The sequence below is a fragment of the Paraburkholderia phosphatilytica genome, from assembly GCF_003443895.1.
In the GTDB taxonomy this organism is placed as follows: domain Bacteria; phylum Pseudomonadota; class Gammaproteobacteria; order Burkholderiales; family Burkholderiaceae; genus Paraburkholderia; species Paraburkholderia phosphatilytica.
In genome coordinates this window covers 65,390-81,866 of sequence record NZ_QQOA01000001.1, presented here as the reverse complement: position 1 = coordinate 81,866, position 16,477 = coordinate 65,390, and the positions used below count along the sequence as shown (strand labels likewise).

14 protein-coding genes are annotated in these 16,477 nt (G+C 64.5%); 4 read left to right on the top strand and 10 right to left on the bottom strand.

Features of this window, described 5'->3' with window-relative positions; all coding sequences use genetic code 11:
- Positions 1-56 precede the first annotated feature (56 nt).
- Positions 57-584, top strand: coding sequence for a hypothetical protein (locus DVS29_RS36775; protein WP_124800573.1), 528 nt, complete (start codon positions 57-59; stop codon positions 582-584).
- A 126-nt stretch (positions 585-710) separates the two neighbouring features.
- Here DVS29_RS36775 and DVS29_RS00325 read toward each other — a convergent pair whose 3' ends face one another.
- From DVS29_RS00325 to DVS29_RS00290, 8 genes are all read right to left on the bottom strand, one after another.
- Positions 711-2,063, bottom strand: coding sequence for an MFS transporter (locus DVS29_RS00325; protein ID WP_118178440.1), 1,353 nt, complete (start codon positions 2,061-2,063; stop codon positions 711-713).
- A 232-nt stretch (positions 2,064-2,295) separates the two neighbouring features.
- Positions 2,296-3,078 carry an ABC transporter ATP-binding protein gene (locus tag DVS29_RS00320; RefSeq protein ID WP_118178439.1) on the bottom strand — a complete coding sequence of 261 codons (783 nt, stop codon included), beginning with the start codon at positions 3,076-3,078 and terminating at the stop codon, positions 2,296-2,298.
- A complete protein-coding gene (locus tag DVS29_RS00315; protein WP_118178438.1) occupies positions 3,075-3,962 on the bottom strand; it encodes an ABC transporter ATP-binding protein in 888 nt (295 codons plus the stop codon). The genes DVS29_RS00320 and DVS29_RS00315 overlap by 4 nt, the downstream gene beginning before the upstream one ends.
- A gap of 1 nt (position 3,963) precedes the next feature.
- On the bottom strand, positions 3,964-4,941 hold the full coding sequence (gene nikC / locus DVS29_RS00310) for a nickel transporter permease (protein ID WP_420816052.1): 978 nt from the start codon (positions 4,939-4,941) through the stop codon (positions 3,964-3,966).
- A gap of 30 nt (positions 4,942-4,971) precedes the next feature.
- Positions 4,972-6,042: an ABC transporter permease gene (locus tag DVS29_RS00305; protein ID WP_118178437.1), complete on the bottom strand. Its 1,071-nt coding sequence runs from the start codon at positions 6,040-6,042 to the stop codon at positions 4,972-4,974.
- A gap of 29 nt (positions 6,043-6,071) precedes the next feature.
- Positions 6,072-7,679, bottom strand: a complete 1,608-nt coding sequence (locus tag DVS29_RS00300) for an ABC transporter substrate-binding protein (RefSeq protein ID WP_118178436.1) — start codon at positions 7,677-7,679, stop codon at positions 6,072-6,074.
- Between the two features lie 102 nt (positions 7,680-7,781).
- Positions 7,782-8,348, bottom strand: coding sequence for a D-alanyl-D-alanine dipeptidase (ddpX, locus tag DVS29_RS00295; protein ID WP_118178435.1), 567 nt, complete (start codon positions 8,346-8,348; stop codon positions 7,782-7,784).
- A 176-nt stretch (positions 8,349-8,524) separates the two neighbouring features.
- On the bottom strand, positions 8,525-9,451 hold the full coding sequence (locus DVS29_RS00290) for a LysR family transcriptional regulator (protein WP_118178434.1): 927 nt from the start codon (positions 9,449-9,451) through the stop codon (positions 8,525-8,527).
- 129 nt (positions 9,452-9,580) lie between these two features.
- On the opposite strand from DVS29_RS00290, the gene DVS29_RS00285 reads away from it, so the two are divergent.
- The 3 genes from DVS29_RS00285 (at position 9,581) to DVS29_RS00275 (ending at position 13,248) form a co-directional block, all read left to right on the top strand.
- The gene (locus tag DVS29_RS00285) at positions 9,581-10,594 is read left to right on the top strand and encodes an aldo/keto reductase (RefSeq protein WP_118178433.1); all 1,014 of its coding nucleotides are present in this window, start codon (positions 9,581-9,583) and stop codon (positions 10,592-10,594) included.
- Positions 10,595-10,648: 54 nt separating this feature from the next.
- Positions 10,649-11,671, top strand: a complete 1,023-nt coding sequence (locus DVS29_RS00280) for an NAD(P)H-dependent flavin oxidoreductase (protein ID WP_118178432.1) — start codon at positions 10,649-10,651, stop codon at positions 11,669-11,671.
- A 209-nt stretch (positions 11,672-11,880) separates the two neighbouring features.
- Complete coding sequence (locus tag DVS29_RS00275) at positions 11,881-13,248, top strand: DUF2252 domain-containing protein (RefSeq protein ID WP_118178431.1); 1,368 nt, start codon at positions 11,881-11,883, stop codon at positions 13,246-13,248.
- 56 nt (positions 13,249-13,304) lie between these two features.
- On the opposite strand, the gene DVS29_RS00270 is transcribed toward DVS29_RS00275, so the two are convergent.
- Both DVS29_RS00270 and DVS29_RS00265 read right to left on the bottom strand, forming a co-directional pair.
- Positions 13,305-13,571, bottom strand: a complete 267-nt coding sequence (locus DVS29_RS00270; RefSeq protein WP_118178430.1) for a hypothetical protein — start codon at positions 13,569-13,571, stop codon at positions 13,305-13,307.
- Positions 13,550-16,432 carry a putative bifunctional diguanylate cyclase/phosphodiesterase gene (locus tag DVS29_RS00265; RefSeq protein WP_124800572.1) on the bottom strand — a complete coding sequence of 961 codons (2,883 nt, stop codon included), beginning with the start codon at positions 16,430-16,432 and terminating at the stop codon, positions 13,550-13,552. Before DVS29_RS00265 ends, DVS29_RS00270 begins: the two co-directional genes overlap by 22 nt.
- Positions 16,433-16,477: the final 45 nt, after the last annotated feature.

Below are 16,477 nucleotides of genomic sequence, written 5' to 3'. Positions count from 1 at the left end.
ATCATCGCGACTGCGTTCTGCGTAGGGCATAACACAGTATCTTGAGGAGCGGGATCGTGAAAAAGATCTCGGGATTGCTATCGACTCTATGGTTCGTCACAGCCATCCAATGCTTGCCAAGGATTGCTTTTTCAAATCCTCCATTGACGATTCCTGTTGATGCAAACGTGCGGGTCGGTATCCTGTCTCAAGAAAGCTGGATAAATGCCATAGTCAGCGATGTCGAACCGCGTCAGCTGGTCATCACCCTGGAGAACTTTAGCGGAGTACAGTTTCCTGTCGCGACTTTCATTCAAGATGGACCATCATCGCCGCAGTTGGTAAGCGCGTTTGAAGTTTTCGTTGAAGCGCGTCAAGCTTTGTTCTTGATTGTGAAATGGCACTACTACTTGCCGGGAGTCGATACGGAGGGGGATTTCTATGAGGTCCACGCCTATGATATTCAACGCACTTCGCAAGGCGATCCTCGTTTCCTGAAAGACCCACTACTTTCGGGGAAATTTGGCTCTGGCTTCGACGGAAAGCAAGAGGGAAAACGTGTGCACTTCCCTTATAAAGACGCGCAATCAATTCTACAAAAGTAGACGCGCATTCGGAGACCGAGCGACAAGCCTTTCTTCAACGACCGCTGCTAAACAGTGACTCTGCAACCGCTCGCCGCTCAAAGGCGGCGAGCACAACCTGGAACGACCAACCCAAAACCCCAACCCTCAAGACCTCACCACCTCCGCCCCATCCTCACGATCTTGCGTCTGCGGCTCCGTCAGTTTCTCCAGCGCGGTATCGTGACGCAGCAGCAGCGCAGCGGCAGCACCGATCAATCCGGCGCCGGCAAGACACAGCAACCCCGCGCCGAATCCACCCGTCGCATCCTTGATCCACCCCATCGCATACGGGCCAAAAAAGCCCGCGAGATTGCCGAGCGAATTGACCGCCGCGATACCGCCTGCCGCCGCAGCACCCGAGAGAAACGCGGCCGGCAACGTCCAGATCACCGGCAGGCAACCGAAGATACCGAAGCCCGCAATCGAAAGCGCCAGCATCTTGAGCACCGGATTGTCGAGCCCCGCCGATGCCGCGATCCCCGCGGCCGCCACCGCCAGCGCGATCGCGACGTGACGCTTGCGCTCGAGCTTGCGGTCCGAATGACGGCCCCAGTACAGCATCGAGATCACGCCGACGATATACGGCAGCGACGTCACGAAGCCGGTCTGCAGATTCGTGAGCCCGAACGATTTGACGATCTGCGGCAGAAAGAAGCTCAGGCCATAGTTGGTTGCATTCGCGCCGAAGTAGATCAGCGCGACGGCCAGCACACGCGGATTGAAGAGCGCTTCCATCACGCTGAACACGTGCACCGATTCGCGATGCTTGCGCTCCTGCGCCTGGCGCGCGACGAGCCATGCGCGTTCGTCGTCGGCGAGCCACGTCGCCTGCACCGGCCGGTCGGTCAGATAGAACCACACCACGAACGCGAGGATCAGCGCGGGCGCCGCTTCGATCAGATACACCCACTGCCAGCCGGCCAGACCATGCTTGCCGTCGAGCGACAGCAGCGCGCCCGAGATCGGTCCGCCAATCACGGTGGACAGCGGAATCGCGGCCATGAAGTAGCCGACCACCCGCGCGCGGTACTTCGCGGGGAACCACAGCGTCAGCAGAAAGATGATGCCGGGGAAGAAGCCTGCCTCGGCCACGCCGAGCAGGATCCGCAACGTGTAGAACACGTGTGCGTTCGACATGCCGCTCCATGTCGCGATGTACGGGATGAACGCCATCGCGCCCGCGAGAATGCCCCACGTGAACATGATCCGCGCAATCCAGCGGCGCGCGCCGAAGCGTTCCAGCAACAGGTTGGACGGTACCTCGAAGAAGAAGTAGGCAATGAAGAACACGCCGGCGCCGAAACCGAATGCGCTCGCGGAAAGGTCAAGCGCCTTGTTCATCTGCAACGCGGCGAAGCCGACGTTCACACGGTCCAGATAGGCAATGAAATAGCAGAACATCAGGAATGGCACGAGCCGTGCCATCACGCGCTTCATCGTGCGTGTTTCGAGCTCCATTCGATGTCTCCTTGTGGCCGGCATCCGTACTCGCGCACCTGCGCGAGCCCCAGTCCGGTCCATTTGATGTGACTAAAGCCTAGACGTTTGCCGCGCGATCCGGAAGCGGCATTTGCACGAATCATGCCCTGTAGCAGGGCGTTTTCCTGATTCGAGAAACACCAACGCAGCGCTGCCCAAATAGCGGGAAATCAGATGGCGCGTCCGCCATCTTCACGCTCATGCAGCACGCTCAAAATGCGGCATCGACCCCGATCGTCGCCACCGCCTTGCGTTCGTAGCCGCCGGTCGCGAGCAGCAGGCGCCGCGTGTAGTCATGCTCGACGCGATGTTCGCGGATCGCGTCGATGTCCGCGTGCTCGACGATCTCGCCGTTACGCATCACCGCCACGCGGCTGCACAGAAAACCGATCACCGCGAGGTTGTGGCTGACGAGCACCATCGTCAGCGCGCGTTCGCGATGCAGGCGCTTGAGCAGGTTCAATACTTCGGCCTGCACGGAGACGTCGAGCGCGGACGTGGGTTCGTCGAGCAGCAGCACGCGCGGCTCGACGATCAGTGCGCGCGCAATCGATACGCGCTGCCGCTGCCCGCCTGAAAGCTGATGCGGATAGCGAAAACGGAATGCTGCGCCCAGTCCCACTTCGCGCAATGCGTAGACGATCCGCTGGTCCTGGTTGCCGATGCCGTTGATGGACAGCGGCTCGCGCAAGGTCTGATCGACCGTGAAGCGCGGATGCAGCGAGCCGTAGGGATCCTGAAAGACCATCTGCACGTCGCGTTTGCGGCTGCTTTCACCGCTGCCGTTCGCAGCATGTCCGCCCACCATCACGCTGCCGCCGCTCACCGGCGCAAGCCCTGTCAGCGCGCGCAGCACCGTCGATTTGCCGGAGCCCGATTCGCCGACGAGTCCGAACACTTCGCCTTCGCTCACGCGAAAGCTGACGTCGCGCACCGCGTCGACGCTGCCGGTCGCGGTTCTGAAGCGCACGTCCAGATGCTGGATATCGATCATGCGGCGGCTCCGTCGTTCGGCGTGGCAGCGAACCACGCGGGGTCGCGCTCGAGCACCGGCAGGAGGTCGGGCGGATTCGCGAGCGGCGGACTTGCAGCAAGCAGGCCGCGCGTGTACGGATGCTGCGCGTTGGCGAGATCGCGCGCCGCGCAGGTTTCAACGATGCGCCCCGCGACCATCACGATCACGCGGTCGCAGAACGACATCACGAGCGGCAGGTCGTGACTGATGAAGATCAGCCCGGTGCCGTGCGTGTCGATCATTTCGTCGAGAATGCCGAGCACCTGCGCAGACACGAGCACGTCGAGCGCGCTCGTCGGTTCGTCGGCGATCAACAGGCGCGGGCCGGTGGACACCATCATCGCGATCATCACGCGCTGCCCCATGCCGCCTGAAAGCTCGTGCGGGTACGCATCGGCCACACGCTCAGGATTGCGGATGTGCACCGAAGCCAGCGCCGCCACGATTTTCTCGCGCATTGCGCGGCGGCCGAGCTTCGGCTCGTGCAGTGCGAACGCCTCGGCCATCTGCTGCGCGACCGTCATCACCGGGTTCAGCGAATACTTCGGGTCCTGCAGGATCATCCCCATCTGCTGGCCGCACAGGCGTCGCCGGCGGCGCGCGGGCATCGCGAGCAGATCTTCGCCGTCGAACGCGAGACGCCGCGCGGTGCAGTGCGCGGCGGGCGGCAGCAGGCCGAGCAGCGCGCGCCCGGTGAGCGATTTGCCGGAACCCGATTCGCCGACGATGCCGAGCCGCTCGCCCTTGTTCAGCGTGAACGAAAGGCCGCGCACGGCTTCCGTCAACGTGCCGTCATGCGTGCGAAAGCCGATGCGCAGGTCGTCGATTTCGCACAGCGGCGGTGTTGACCTGAGGTCGCTCATGTCAGTCTCCATGCCGCGGATCGAAGACGTCGCGCAGACCGTCGCCGAGCAGATTGAACGCGAGGCTCACGAGCAGGATCGCGCCGCCGGGCAGCGTCGCGACCCACCATGCGTCGAGCAGCACGTTGCGGCCCGATGCGACCATGAAGCCCCACTCGGGGCTCGGCGGCTGCGCGCCCAGGCCGAGAAAGCCGAGGCCCGCGACGGTCAGGATGATGCCCGCCATGTCGAGCGTCGCGCGCACGATCACCGACGACATGCACAGCGGAACGATGTAGCGCAGCAGGATACGCAGCCGCGACGCGCCCTGCAGCCGCGCGACGTGGATGAAGTCGGCGTTCACGAGCCGCAGCGTTTCCGCGCGCGCGAGCCGCGCGTACGCGGGCCACGCGGTGATCGAGATCGCGATCACCGCGTTGATCACGCCGGGACCCAGCGCGGCGGCGAACGCGAGTGCGAGCACGATCTTCGGAAACGCGAGCGCGACGTCGGTGATGCGCATCAGCACGACGTCGACCCAGCCGCCGAAGAAGCCCGCGGTGGTGCCGATCATCAGGCCGATCGGTACGACCACCACGACGACGAGAATGGCGATGGACAGCGTGAGCCGCGAGCCGTAGATCAGCCGCGAAAGAATGTCGCGCCCGAGTTCGTCGGTGCCGAACCAGTGCGACGGCGAGCCGGGCGGCAGCAGCCGGTCGGCGAGCACCTGGCGCAGCGGATCGTGCGGGGCGATCCATGGTCCGATGGCCGCGACGACGATGAGCAGCAGCAGGATCGCGAAGCCGAACATCGACAGCGGATTGGCCGCGAAACGCCGCCAGCGGCGATACGCGAGGCCGAGCGCCGCCTGCCTGCGCGAGACGGGCGTGTCGGTCAGCAGCCACGCTTTCCAGCGCGCCGGTGATTGTGGCGTGAACGTGGGCGTGGGCTTCACCGGCCAGTCCTGTGGATCATGTGCGCTGGGTTCGTCGGACATGGGCGAGTAGGAAAGGCGGGCACGAGGCGCTCAGCGCGCACGCGGATCGAACACGCGATAGAGCGCATCGGTCAGCAGGTTCAGCGCGATGAACGTGACGCCGATCACGAACGTGCTGCCGAGCACCGCGTTCATGTCCGCGTTGAGCAGCGCGCCCGTCAGATACGAGCCGATGCCGGGCCACGCGAACACGATCTCGGTCAGCACCGACCCTTCGAGCAGATAGCTGTACGTGAGCGCGATCACCGTCAGCAGCGGCACGGCGATGTTGCCGAACGCGTGACGCCAGATCACGCGCCGCTCGGCGAGGCCTTTGGCGCGCGCTGTGGTGATGTATTCCTGGCTCAACTGGTCGAGCATGAACGAGCGCGTCATCCGGCTTAGATACGCGACCGAGTAGTAGCCAAGAATCGCGGCCGGCAGCGCGATATGCGACAGCGCGTTGAAGAACACGTCCCATTCGCCGGCAATCATCGAATCGATCAGCAGGCTGCCGGTGTGGGTGTCGACCATGCCGTCGTACACCGGGTCGAGCCTGCCCGGGCCCGATACCCAGTGCAGCTTCGCGTAAAACAGCAGCAGCCCCATCAGGCCGAGCCAGAACACCGGCACCGAACTGCCGACCAGCCCCACGAAGCGCGCGACGTGATCGATCCAGCGGTTGTGCCGCACCGCGGCGATCACGCCGAGCGGTACGCCGATCAGCACGCCGATCAGCGTGGACAGTGTGGCCAGTTCGAGCGTGGCGGGGAATACGCGCTTGATGTCGTCGAGCACCGGGCTGGAGGTGAGCAGCGACATGCCGAAATTGCCGTGCAGCATGTCGCGCACGTACAGCCAGAACTGCACCGCGAGCGGCCGGTCGAGCCCAAGCTGCACGCGCGCGGCGGCATACGCGCTGGCGGACGCGCGGTCGCCCACGACGGCCAGCACCGGATCGATCGGCACCTTGCGGCCGATCACGAACGTGATTGCGAGCAGGCCGAGTATCGTGATCGCCAGCATGAAGCACCAGCGCAGCACGCGCAGGCTCCAGCGCACGGTCGCCTTGTCGGCGGACAGCGCGCGGATGCGATCGAACGGGGTAACGGGTGTCGACATGCACAGGTCCTGGTGCGATGTCTCGCAGCTTACTGCTTCTTCACGTTGCGGTACGACACCAGGTCGTTGATCGGGCCGACTTCGAGCCCGCTCACGTTCGGGCTCGTCGCGACCTGCGAGACCTGCTGGAACATGATCACGAACGGCGAATTCGCGAGGAACTGCTTCTGCATCGCCTGGTACATCTGCGCGCGCTTCTCGGTGGACGATTCCGCAAGCGCCGCGTTGGTCTCCTTCGTCAGATCGGGGATGTTCCAGGAATTGCGCCACGCGAGCATCTTGTACGCGGACTGATCGCTGTTGTCCGGATTCCACGCGAAGCCCTGCGCGTTGCTGTGCGGGTCGATGTAGTCCGCCGACCATTCGCCGATGTAGATGTCGTGCGTGCGGGCGCGGTACTTCGCGAGCGTCTGCTTGTTGTCGCCGGGAATCAGCTGCACCTTGATGCCGCCCTGCGCGAGATTCGCCTGCACCGCTTCCGCGATCTCGCTATACGGATAGCTGCTGCGCACGTCCATCGTCACGTTGAAGCCGTTCGGCAGGCCGGCTTTCGCGAGCAGCGCTTTCGCTTTCGCGACGTCCTGGTGATACGGATTGACGTTGAGCGCGCCGAGGAAACCTTCGGGCAGGAAGGTCTGGTGCACCTTGTACGTAGTCTTCGCGACGTTGGTCTGGATGCCGTTGTAGTCGATCAGCCACTTCATCGCTTCCTGCACTTCCGGCTTCGCGAGGTTCGGGTTCTTCGTGTTGAGACCGAGATACAGCAGCGTGGCTTGCGGCACCGCGGTGACCTTCGCCTTGCCTTCTTTGGTGAGCGCGGCGAGATCATCGGGGCTCAGGTTGCGCGCCACGTCCACGTCGCCGTTTTCGAGCAGCAGACGCTGGCTCGATGCTTCCGGCACGTGACGCAGCACGATGCGCTTCATCGCGAGCGGCATGCGGTACTGGTCGTTGCGCTGCAGGATCAGCGTGTCGTTCGCGGTCCACTTGACGAGCTTGTACGCGCCCGAGCCGGCTTCATTGGTCTTCAGCCAGCCGTTGCCCAGGTCGTTGCCCTGCTGGTGCGACATCACGAGCTTCTCGTCGACCACGGACGCGGGCCATGCGCCGAGCACGTTGAGCACGAAGGTCGGCGCGTATTTCTGGTCGGTCGTGATACTGACTGTGGAGTCGTCGACCTTCTTCACGTTCTTCTGCACGTTGTCTTTCGTGAGGCCGATGCCTTGCAGCACCGCAGCCGCGCCCTTGTCGAGCAGCACGGTGCGCTGGATCGACCACGCAACGTCTTCCGCCGTCAGCGGATTGCCGGAGTGGAATTTGAGGCCGGAGCGAATCTTGAACGTGAAGGTGAGGCCGTCGGGGCTGACCGTCCACGACTGTGCGACGTCGCCGTTGAATTTCGACGGGTCCTTGAGGTCGACGCGCACCAGCCGGTCGTAGGTGTTCGCGATGTATTCCTCGGGCACGAGCTCGTAGACTTCGCCCGGATCGAGCGTGTTGAACTCGTCGAGCATCGTGGCCATGACGAGCATGTCTTTCGGCGTGGCCGCCGCGGCCGGCAGGGAGACGGCGAACGGCATCGTCAACCCCGCCGCGATCGCGACCGCCGACAGGGCTTTGCGCAGTACCAGTTGCATGCTTGCTCCGTGGAAAAGGAATGAAGCGTTCGAACGAAAAGGTCCTGCGACGGCAACGGCTATGACTTTAGCGATGGCTCGCGCCACGCGAGGGCCGTGCGGCTACATCAGCCGCAGCGGGCCGCTTTCGCTATTGTCGATCAATGGCAGCGCGCGCGAGCCCGGCAATTCGTAGTGCCACCACTCCGACTTGATGTGCGCGAAGCCCGCCGCGTGCATCACGCCGAGCAGCATCAGGCGGTTGCGTTGCACGTGTTCCGGCAGGCCGGGGTGGAAGTGTTCGGACTCGATCGTCATCGCGTCGAAGCCTGTGCCCATGTCGAGCTCGTCGCCGTTCGCGTCGAGCAGCGTGAGGTCGAGCGCGGTGCCGCGGCTGTGATTCGAGCCGCGTGACAGATCGGCGATATAGGTCGGGTCGGGCAGGAAGTCCCATAACACCTGTTGCGCCTGCGGCGGACGGTATGCATCGAAAATCCGCAGCGTGAAGCCGGCATCGCGCGCGTAGCCGATGGCGCGCTTCAACGCCGCTTCCGCGGGCGCGAGCAGCAGGCAGTGCGCGGCCTGGTAGATCGGCTTGCCGGTGAGATTGCGGCTGGTGGCGTAGACGAGGTCGATATCGACGCCGTGGGTTTCAGGAGTGATGGGGATCAGTGACGGGGTATCGGTCATGAGCGGCGTTTTACGCTATCCGTTTCGGTCTTCGTTGTAGGCCCTATCTTATCGGTCGAAGCGCGCGCGATCATCAGACAAGGACAATTTCCTCAGCGCCAGCTTAAAAAATCTATGAACGATGCACGCGCGATAGATTGCGGGGCGCGCAGCGCGCGTTGCGTTGCAGTGCATCATCATCGCCTGGACTGGCCTTTAGCGGGCTTCGCATGGTTCTCCGCCAGTACGAAATCGACGAAGGCCCTAAGCGGTGTCGGCATCAGCGTGCGGCTCGGGTAGTACAGGAACGGGCCGCTGAACGACTGCCACCAGTCGGCGAGAATCGGCACGAGTTCGCCGGTGTCGAGCGCGGGCCGCACGAATTCGTCGAACGAGTAGATCACGCCGTGACCATCGACGGCCGCGCGCCGTTGCAGCTCGATGATCGACGCGATCATCGGCCCGTTCGGCTCGATCCGCACGACGTCGCGCCCGCGCCGGAATTCCCAGGTTGCCAGTACGCCGCTTTCGAAGCGGTGGCCGATGCACGCGTGGTCCACGAGTTCGCGCGGATGCTTCGGCGTGCCGTGCGCGGCGAGATAGGCCGGCGCGGCGGCGGCCACCATGCGCTGCACGCGCGGGCCGATCGGCACCGCGATCATGTCGCGCTCGAGGCGTTCGTCGTAGCGGATGCCCGCATCGAAGCCGGCCGCGAGAATGTCGATGAAGGTATCGTTGCTGCTGACATCGACCGTGATGCCCGGGTGCGCCGCGAGAAAACGCGACAGCAGCGCGGGCAGAATTTCGCGCGCCGCGATGGACGGCACGTTCAGACGCAGCGTGCCGGCGGGGCTGTCGCGGAACACGTTGACGGCGTCGAGCGCCATCGCGATCTCGCCGAACGCCGGCGCGAGACGTTCGACGAGCCGTTGCCCGGCCTCCGTCGGCGTGACGCTGCGGGTGGTGCGATTCAGCAGGCGCACGCCGAGCTGCTGCTCGAGCCGGCGCACCGCTTCGCTCAGCGACGATGGCGACACGCCGCGCGTGAGCGCGGCCTGCCGGAAGCCGCGCGCTTCGGTGACGGCGATGAAGGCCTTCAGGTCGGACAGGTCGGGTTCTTGCATTGTTCGGAATTCCGCACAGCCTGAGCAGATTGAAGGGGATTATCGCACGCCGGGATTGCGCGGATACTTGCCGTCAAGCGCCAGGGGTTGGGATCACCCGAAGGCGCATCTACCGAGGAAAGGACGAACATGAAGCAACTTCAACTGGGCAGGACGGGGCCGCACAGCTCCGCGATCGGTCTCGGCTGCATGGGCATGTCGGGCATGTACGGCCCGTCGGATCGCGCGGAAAGCATCGCGACGATTCACGCGGCGCTCGAAGCGGGCGTCACGCTGCTGGATACCGGCGACTTCTACGGCTCGGGCCACAACGAGATGCTGATCGGCGAGGCGCTGAAGAGCGCGCCGCCGTCGCGACGCGACGCGGCGATCGTCAGCGTGAAGTTCGGCGCGTTTCGCGATCCGGCGGGCGGCTGGTCGCTGTACGATGCGCGGCCTGCGGCGGTGAAGAACTTTCTCGCGTATTCGCTGCAGCGGCTCGGCGTCGATCACATCGACATCTACCGGCCCGCGCGTCTCGATCCGAACGTGCCGATCGAAGAGACCGTCGGCGCGATCGGCGACATGATCAAGGCGGGCTACGTGCGGCACGTGGGCTTGTCCGAAGTCGGCGCCGCGACGATCCGGCGCGCGGCGGCCGTGCATCCGGTCAGCGATCTGCAGATCGAGTATTCGCTGATTTCGCGCGGCATCGAAGACGAGATCCTGCCGGCGTGCCGAGAACTGGGGATCGGCATCACCGCGTATGGGGTGCTGTCGCGCGGGCTGATCAGCGGACACTGGAACAAGGCCGCGGCGGGCAAGGGCGATTTCCGCGCGGTGAGCCCGCGCTTCTCGGCGGACAACGTCGATCACAATCTCGCGCTCGTCGACGCATTGCGCAAGGTGGCGGATGCGAAGGGCGTGTCCGTCGCGCAGATCGCGATCGCGTGGGTCGCGGCGCAGGGCGACGATATCGTGCCGCTGGTCGGCGCGCGTACGCGCAGCCGGCTCGATGAAGCGCTGGGTGCGCTCAGTGTGACGTTGAGCGCCGACGAACTCGCTGCAATCGAACGCGCGGTGCCGAAGGGTGCGGCCGCGGGCGATCGCTATGCGGCGGCTCAGATGGCGCATCTGGATAGCGAGCAGCGCGGGCACGCTTGACGTGTACGATGTGCGTTCCTGATGCTACGAAAGACGCACTCAAGGAGGCACATCATGACCCGAGGCGCTGCGCCGTTTTCGACACCGCTGACCCGTCTGCTCGGCTGTCGTCATCCGATCGTGTCGGCGGGCATGGGCGGGCCCGCGCGCGCCGAGCTGGCGGCGGCCGTATCGAACGCCGGCGGCTTCGGCCTGCTCGGCATGGTGCGCGAATCGCCGGACACCATCGAACGCGAGATCGCCGCGGTGCGCGCGGCATCCGATAAGCCGTTCGGCGTCAACCTGATTCCGGCCGGCACGGAACCGAAGCTGCTCGCTGCCGAGCTCGACGTGTGTCTGCGTGCACATGTGCCGGTGATGTGCTTCTTCTGGAACGTCGTGCCGGAGGTGATCGCGCGTGCGAAGGACGCGGGCGCGATCGTGCTCTACCAGGTCGGCACGCTCGACGACGCGCTCGCTGCCGAACGGGCCGGCGCGGACGCGATCATCGCGCAGGGCGTGGAAGCGGGCGGGCACGTGCGCGGCCGCGTCGGCATCATGACGTTGCTGCCGGAGATCGCGCGGCGCGTGCGTGTGCCGGTGGTGGCATCGGGTGGCTTCGCGACCGGCGGCGGCCTGGTTGCCGCGATGGCGCTCGGCGCATCGGGCATTCATTGCGGCACGCTGTTTCTGCCGACGCACGAGTCGTATGCGCACGACTATCACAAGCAGCGCATTCTCGATGCGCAAGCGGGCGATACGGTGCATACGGATCTGTTCGCGATCAACTGGCCGGCGGGTTCGCCGGTGCGCGTGCTGGCCAACAGCGTGACGGTGGAGGCGACCGGCCATCTGTTCGGCAACGATCCGTATCAACGGCCGCGCGAAGTAATCGCGCACGAGGATGGCGGACCAGTCTACAAGTTCAGCACGAATTCGCCGTTGCGTTGTACGACGGGCGAGCTCGAAAAGATGGCGCTGTTCGCGGGAGAATCGTCGACGCTCGTGAATGAGCGGATGTCGGCTGCCGAGGTGATCGAGCGGTTGATGGCCGAGGCAGTCGATGCGGTGAAGGGGTTGCCGCGGGTGGAGGGGTGAGCGCGTTTCGCGTTCGGCGGTTCACTGCGGTGGCAAAAAGGGACAGCGTGTCGAATTGACATCGGGTTCGCTCAAGCGGCGAACCTCTCTTTCCGCTTTCAACAGAACAACAGGAGTGACGCGTGTCCGATTCCGAGGCAGCAAAGCGCACCAATAAAAGCGCGACTCAAAGCGACCCCACAACACAGGCAGCGCAGGAAGATCCATCCATGCTGTTTGCGGGGCGTGGCGCGTTAGCGGCGCGCGTTGACAAAGGCAAGGCGGCGCGCGGCAAGGTGCCGCGCGAGAAGCTTGCAGAATGCAAGATTACGGATCGCGATCCGATCAAGCTGCTCGATGCGTCCAACGAAGGCCGCGTGAAGGAACTGATCCCGATCCGCTACGGGCGAATGGTCGCGAATCCGTTCGCGTTCTATCGCGGCTCCGCGCCGCTGATGGCACACGATCTGTCGAAGCTGCCGCACTCGAATGTGATCGTGCAACTGGGCGGCGACGCGCATCTGGCGAACTTCGGGCTGTTCGCCAGTCCGGAGCGCCGCATTCTCTTCGGTCCCAACGACTTCGATGAAACGCTGCCCGGTCCGTTCGACTGGGACGTGCGCCGGCTGGCCACGTCGTTCGTGATTGCCGCGCGCGAACGCGGCTTCGCGCTGCGCGATCAGCGCGGTGTGGTGCGACGGCTGTGCGAGACCTTCCGCAAACAGATCGCCGAGTTCAGCCGGATGGACACGCTCGACGTCTGGTACGCACAGTTCAACTCTGACGACATGCTGGCTATTGCCGATTCGACGGAGGAGCGGCAGAAAGAGCAGGCGGTGATCGACAAGGCGGCGCTGCAGTCGTCGCGTTCCGTGGTGAATCATGCGACCGAGCTCGTCAACGGCAAGCTGCGCATCAAGGACCAGCCTCCGCTCGTGTATCACGTGTCGCATGAAAACGCGCACGAAAACAGACAGTACGACGCGATGGTGCGGCGCTTCTTCGCCGACTACCGGCTGACGCTGCCCGATGACCGGCGTACGCTGTTCGATCGCTACGAGCTGGTGGATGTCGCGATTCGCGTCGTCGGTATCGGCTCGGTGGGAACGCGTTGCTACGAGGCGCTGTTCATGGCCGATGGAGAATGCCCGCTGTTCCTTCAGCTCAAGGAAGCACGAGCGTCGGTGCTGGAGGGTTACCTGCCGGCGAGCCGCTATCCGAATCACGGCCAGCGCGTGGTGAACGGGCAGCGCCTGCTGCAGTCGGCCAGCGACATCTTTCTCGGCTGGTCGAAGATGCGCCACACGGGCAACGATTTCTACGTGCGGCAATTGCGCGACATGAAGGGCGCGTTCGACTTCACGACCTTCGACGTCGAAGACCTCGGCGAATATGCAGTCTCCTGCGCGTATGCGCTCGCGCATGCGATGGCGAAGGCGGGCGACCCGGCGTTGATCAGCGGCTATGTCGGCAAGTCGGATGCATTCGATGACGCCATCGTGCAATTCGCGCTCGCTTACGCGGACCAGAATGAAAAGGACTGGACGGTTTTGAAAGCGGCCGTGAAGGCGGGGCGCATTCAGGTCGTTCGGGAGTGAGATTCGAACGTGCTCGATGGGGCGGCTGCACAGCTATGGCGAAGTGCGGACATGACTCACGCGAAATCCGCGGCATCGAGCACGATGCGCTCACCGCAGTCGGACTGAGCTTTAGCACCGACTGCCTGCGCGATCCGTTGCCGGTTCAGCTGGAACGCGAGGAGCACCTGCTCGCGGCCCGGGTTGCCGGCCCCGAGCTTTTCGCAGGCGGCTTCGCAGGTCAGTACGAACGAACAGAAGCCCCATTCCATCGCATACGCCGAGAAGCGCACACCGACGTTGGGTAAAAACTCGGGCGAGGTCAGGATCGGACTGGCTGACATGGTTCCTCCGCTGCCGGATCGTTCACCGTCGCGAAGCTGCCCTTGCGCAACAGCTGCACGAACGGATCGCCGGCGATAGCCGGGCTATACAGGAAGCCTTGCGCGACGGTGCACCCGTGCTTCATCAGAAACTCCTTGTGCGCGTCGAGTTCGACGCCTTCGGCCAGCACCTCGAAATTCAGCGCATCCGCAATGCCGATGACGGCGAGCGCCAACGCTTCGGATTCGTCGTCCACGCCGATTTCCCGCACGAACGCGCGGTCGATCTTGATGCGGTCGACACTGAAGCGCTTAAGATAGCTCAAGCTCGAGTAGCCCGTGCCGAAGTCGTCGATCGCGATTTTCACGCCGAGCGCTCGCAGTTCCCGAAGCGTGCGCGCCACCTCATCGGGATTGCGCATCAGCGCGCCTTCCGTCACTTCGAGTTCGAGCTGGTGCGCGGCAATCCGCGCGTCCTGCAATGCGCTGCAGACCACCTGCACGATATCCGAGCGTTCGAGCTGCAACGGGGACACGTTGACGGACATGCGAACGGGCGGCAACCCCAGGTCCAGCCAGACGCGTGCCTGACGGCAGGCCGTGCGCAGCACCCACTCGCCGATGGTCTGGATCAGGCCGCTCTGTTCGGCCACCGGGATGAAGACCGCGGGCGAAACCATGCCGAGCTCGTCATCGCGCCAGCGCAGCAACGCTTCGGCGCCGACGATGCGACCCGTCAGCATGTCGACCTGCGGCTGATACTCGAGATGCAGCGCCTGCGCTTTCACGGCGCGGCGCAACTGCGTGGACAGCTGCAGCCGTTCGGCCGCGGCCACGTTCAGCTCCGGCCGATAGAACCGGTAGCCGTTGCGCCCGCTCGCCTTGGTCAGGTACATCGCCGCGTCGGCGTTGCGCAGCAGCGTGTCGGCGTCCTGCCCATCCTGAGGATAGGTGCTGACACCGATGCTCGCCTCGACGTACAGATCCTGCGCGTTCATGTTGAAGGGTTCGGCCATCGCCTCGACGATGCGCTCCAGCATCGGCACCACCTGCTGCGCGTCCGCGTGCTCGATGACGATGACGAACTCGTCTCCGCCGTAGCGCGCGATCAGATCGCTCTCGCGAACGAGGCTTTGCAGCCGCTTCGCCACGCGCACGAGCAGCGCGTCGCCGATGCGATGTCCTAGCGAATCGTTGACTTCCTTGAACCGGTCGAGATCGAGAAACAGCACGGATACCAGGCTGCCCTGCGTCGCGGCGCGAGTCAGTGCCGCGCAAAGTCGTTCGTCCAGCAGCGTGCGGTTCGGCAGATCCGTCAGCGAGTCGTAGCGCGCCTGGTGTTCGAGCCGTTGCTGGTATTCGATCAGCGCGGTGATGTCGCTGATCACGCCGACGTGATGCGTGACACCGCCGGCGTCGTCGCGCACGGGAGACGCCAGCACATGGGCCCAGAAACGCGTGCCGTCCTTGCGGATACACGGCAGCGTGAGGTCGGCTTCGACATCGTGGCCAAGCGCCCTGCGGATGGGCTCCCATTTGAGCGGTTCTCCGCCGAGCGAGAAGAGCTCCTCGGAGTCCGCGTCGAGAAAGTCCGTCCGCTCATAGCCCGTCATCCGTTCGAACGCCTCGTTGGCGAACGTCACGACATGTCTGCCGGCCTGCGCTTCGACGATGACGATGGCATTGACGCTCGCCTGCAGCGCGCGCCCCTGGAGCCGCAATGCGACGTCGGCGTTGCGGCGATGCGTAATGTCCTCATACGCCCTTAGCACGCCGATCACCTGTTCGCTCTGGCTCTTCAGCGGCAGCTTGGTCTCGCGAATCCAGACCTCTTCGCCGTCGACCGAAACGGCGGGGCGCTCGAAACCCTTGCGGATCAACGTGCCGGTCATGACCCTGACGTCTTCTTCGCGAACGGCCTGCGCGTCGTCGCCCCAGCGGAGGTCGTAGTCGGTCAGTCCGATCAGCGCGTGCTTCGAATCGAGGCCCGCATTTCTCGCGTAGACCTCGTTCCCGCCGACGTAGCGAAGCTCCGCGTCCTTCCACGCTATGCCCTGCGGCACGTGGTCCAGAACCGATTCGAGCGTCTGGTTCGAGCGGAACAGTTCGTCGCGCGCGCGGTCCGCGACGGATAACGCGCGACGCAGCTGCCGCGCGATGCTGGTGTTGCGGTAGATCACCGCGAGCAGCAGCGCGGCCGCGGTCAAGCCGCTCAGCAGCAGGACCTTCGACACCCATTCGGCGTCTCGCGACGATTGCGTGACCTCGACGTCCGTCGTCGCATCGGCCTGCACGCGCGCGGATACGACGTGCTGGAGCGCGCTATAGAAGTACGCGTCGATTTCGCTTAGCGCGGGGTCGCCGAGGCTGATGCTGCCGGGGTTGCGCAGCGTGATCGCGCCGAGCGCGTCGCTGCGCCTGGCAAGCAGCTGGAGCATGCCGTCCAGGTCGTCGAGTTGCGAGATGCAGGTCGTCTGGCCCCGACACGCGGTCCTCGCGTCCGCGGTGAGCGCGAGGACGGCACGAAGCGGGAATGCATAGGCCGCGCGACGATAGAAGGGCCGGGTACTGATCTGCGTGTACAGGTCGCCGTGCTCGTCGAGCATCGTCTTCTGCAACGTGTCGAGATCCTGCTTGAGCCGACCCGACGACTGCAGCGCGCGCAAGGCGGCATTCTGCTCGCCGGTCTGCCAGAGCGACAGGCCGGTGCTGGTTGCAATCGCAACAAGGATGAACGCGATCGCCATGACGGAGAACGCGGTTTTGAATCGTGTCTGGATGAGCTCGATCACTTCTTCGCCCCTACTTCTCGCTGCTGTCGCCGCGAATCCTCGCGACGGTTCGTCGCCGCTGCCGGGGCAGCTACGACTGGATTGGAGCACGCCACCCCGCTCGCACGGGGCGCGCCGTTATATCGGAAGTAATCG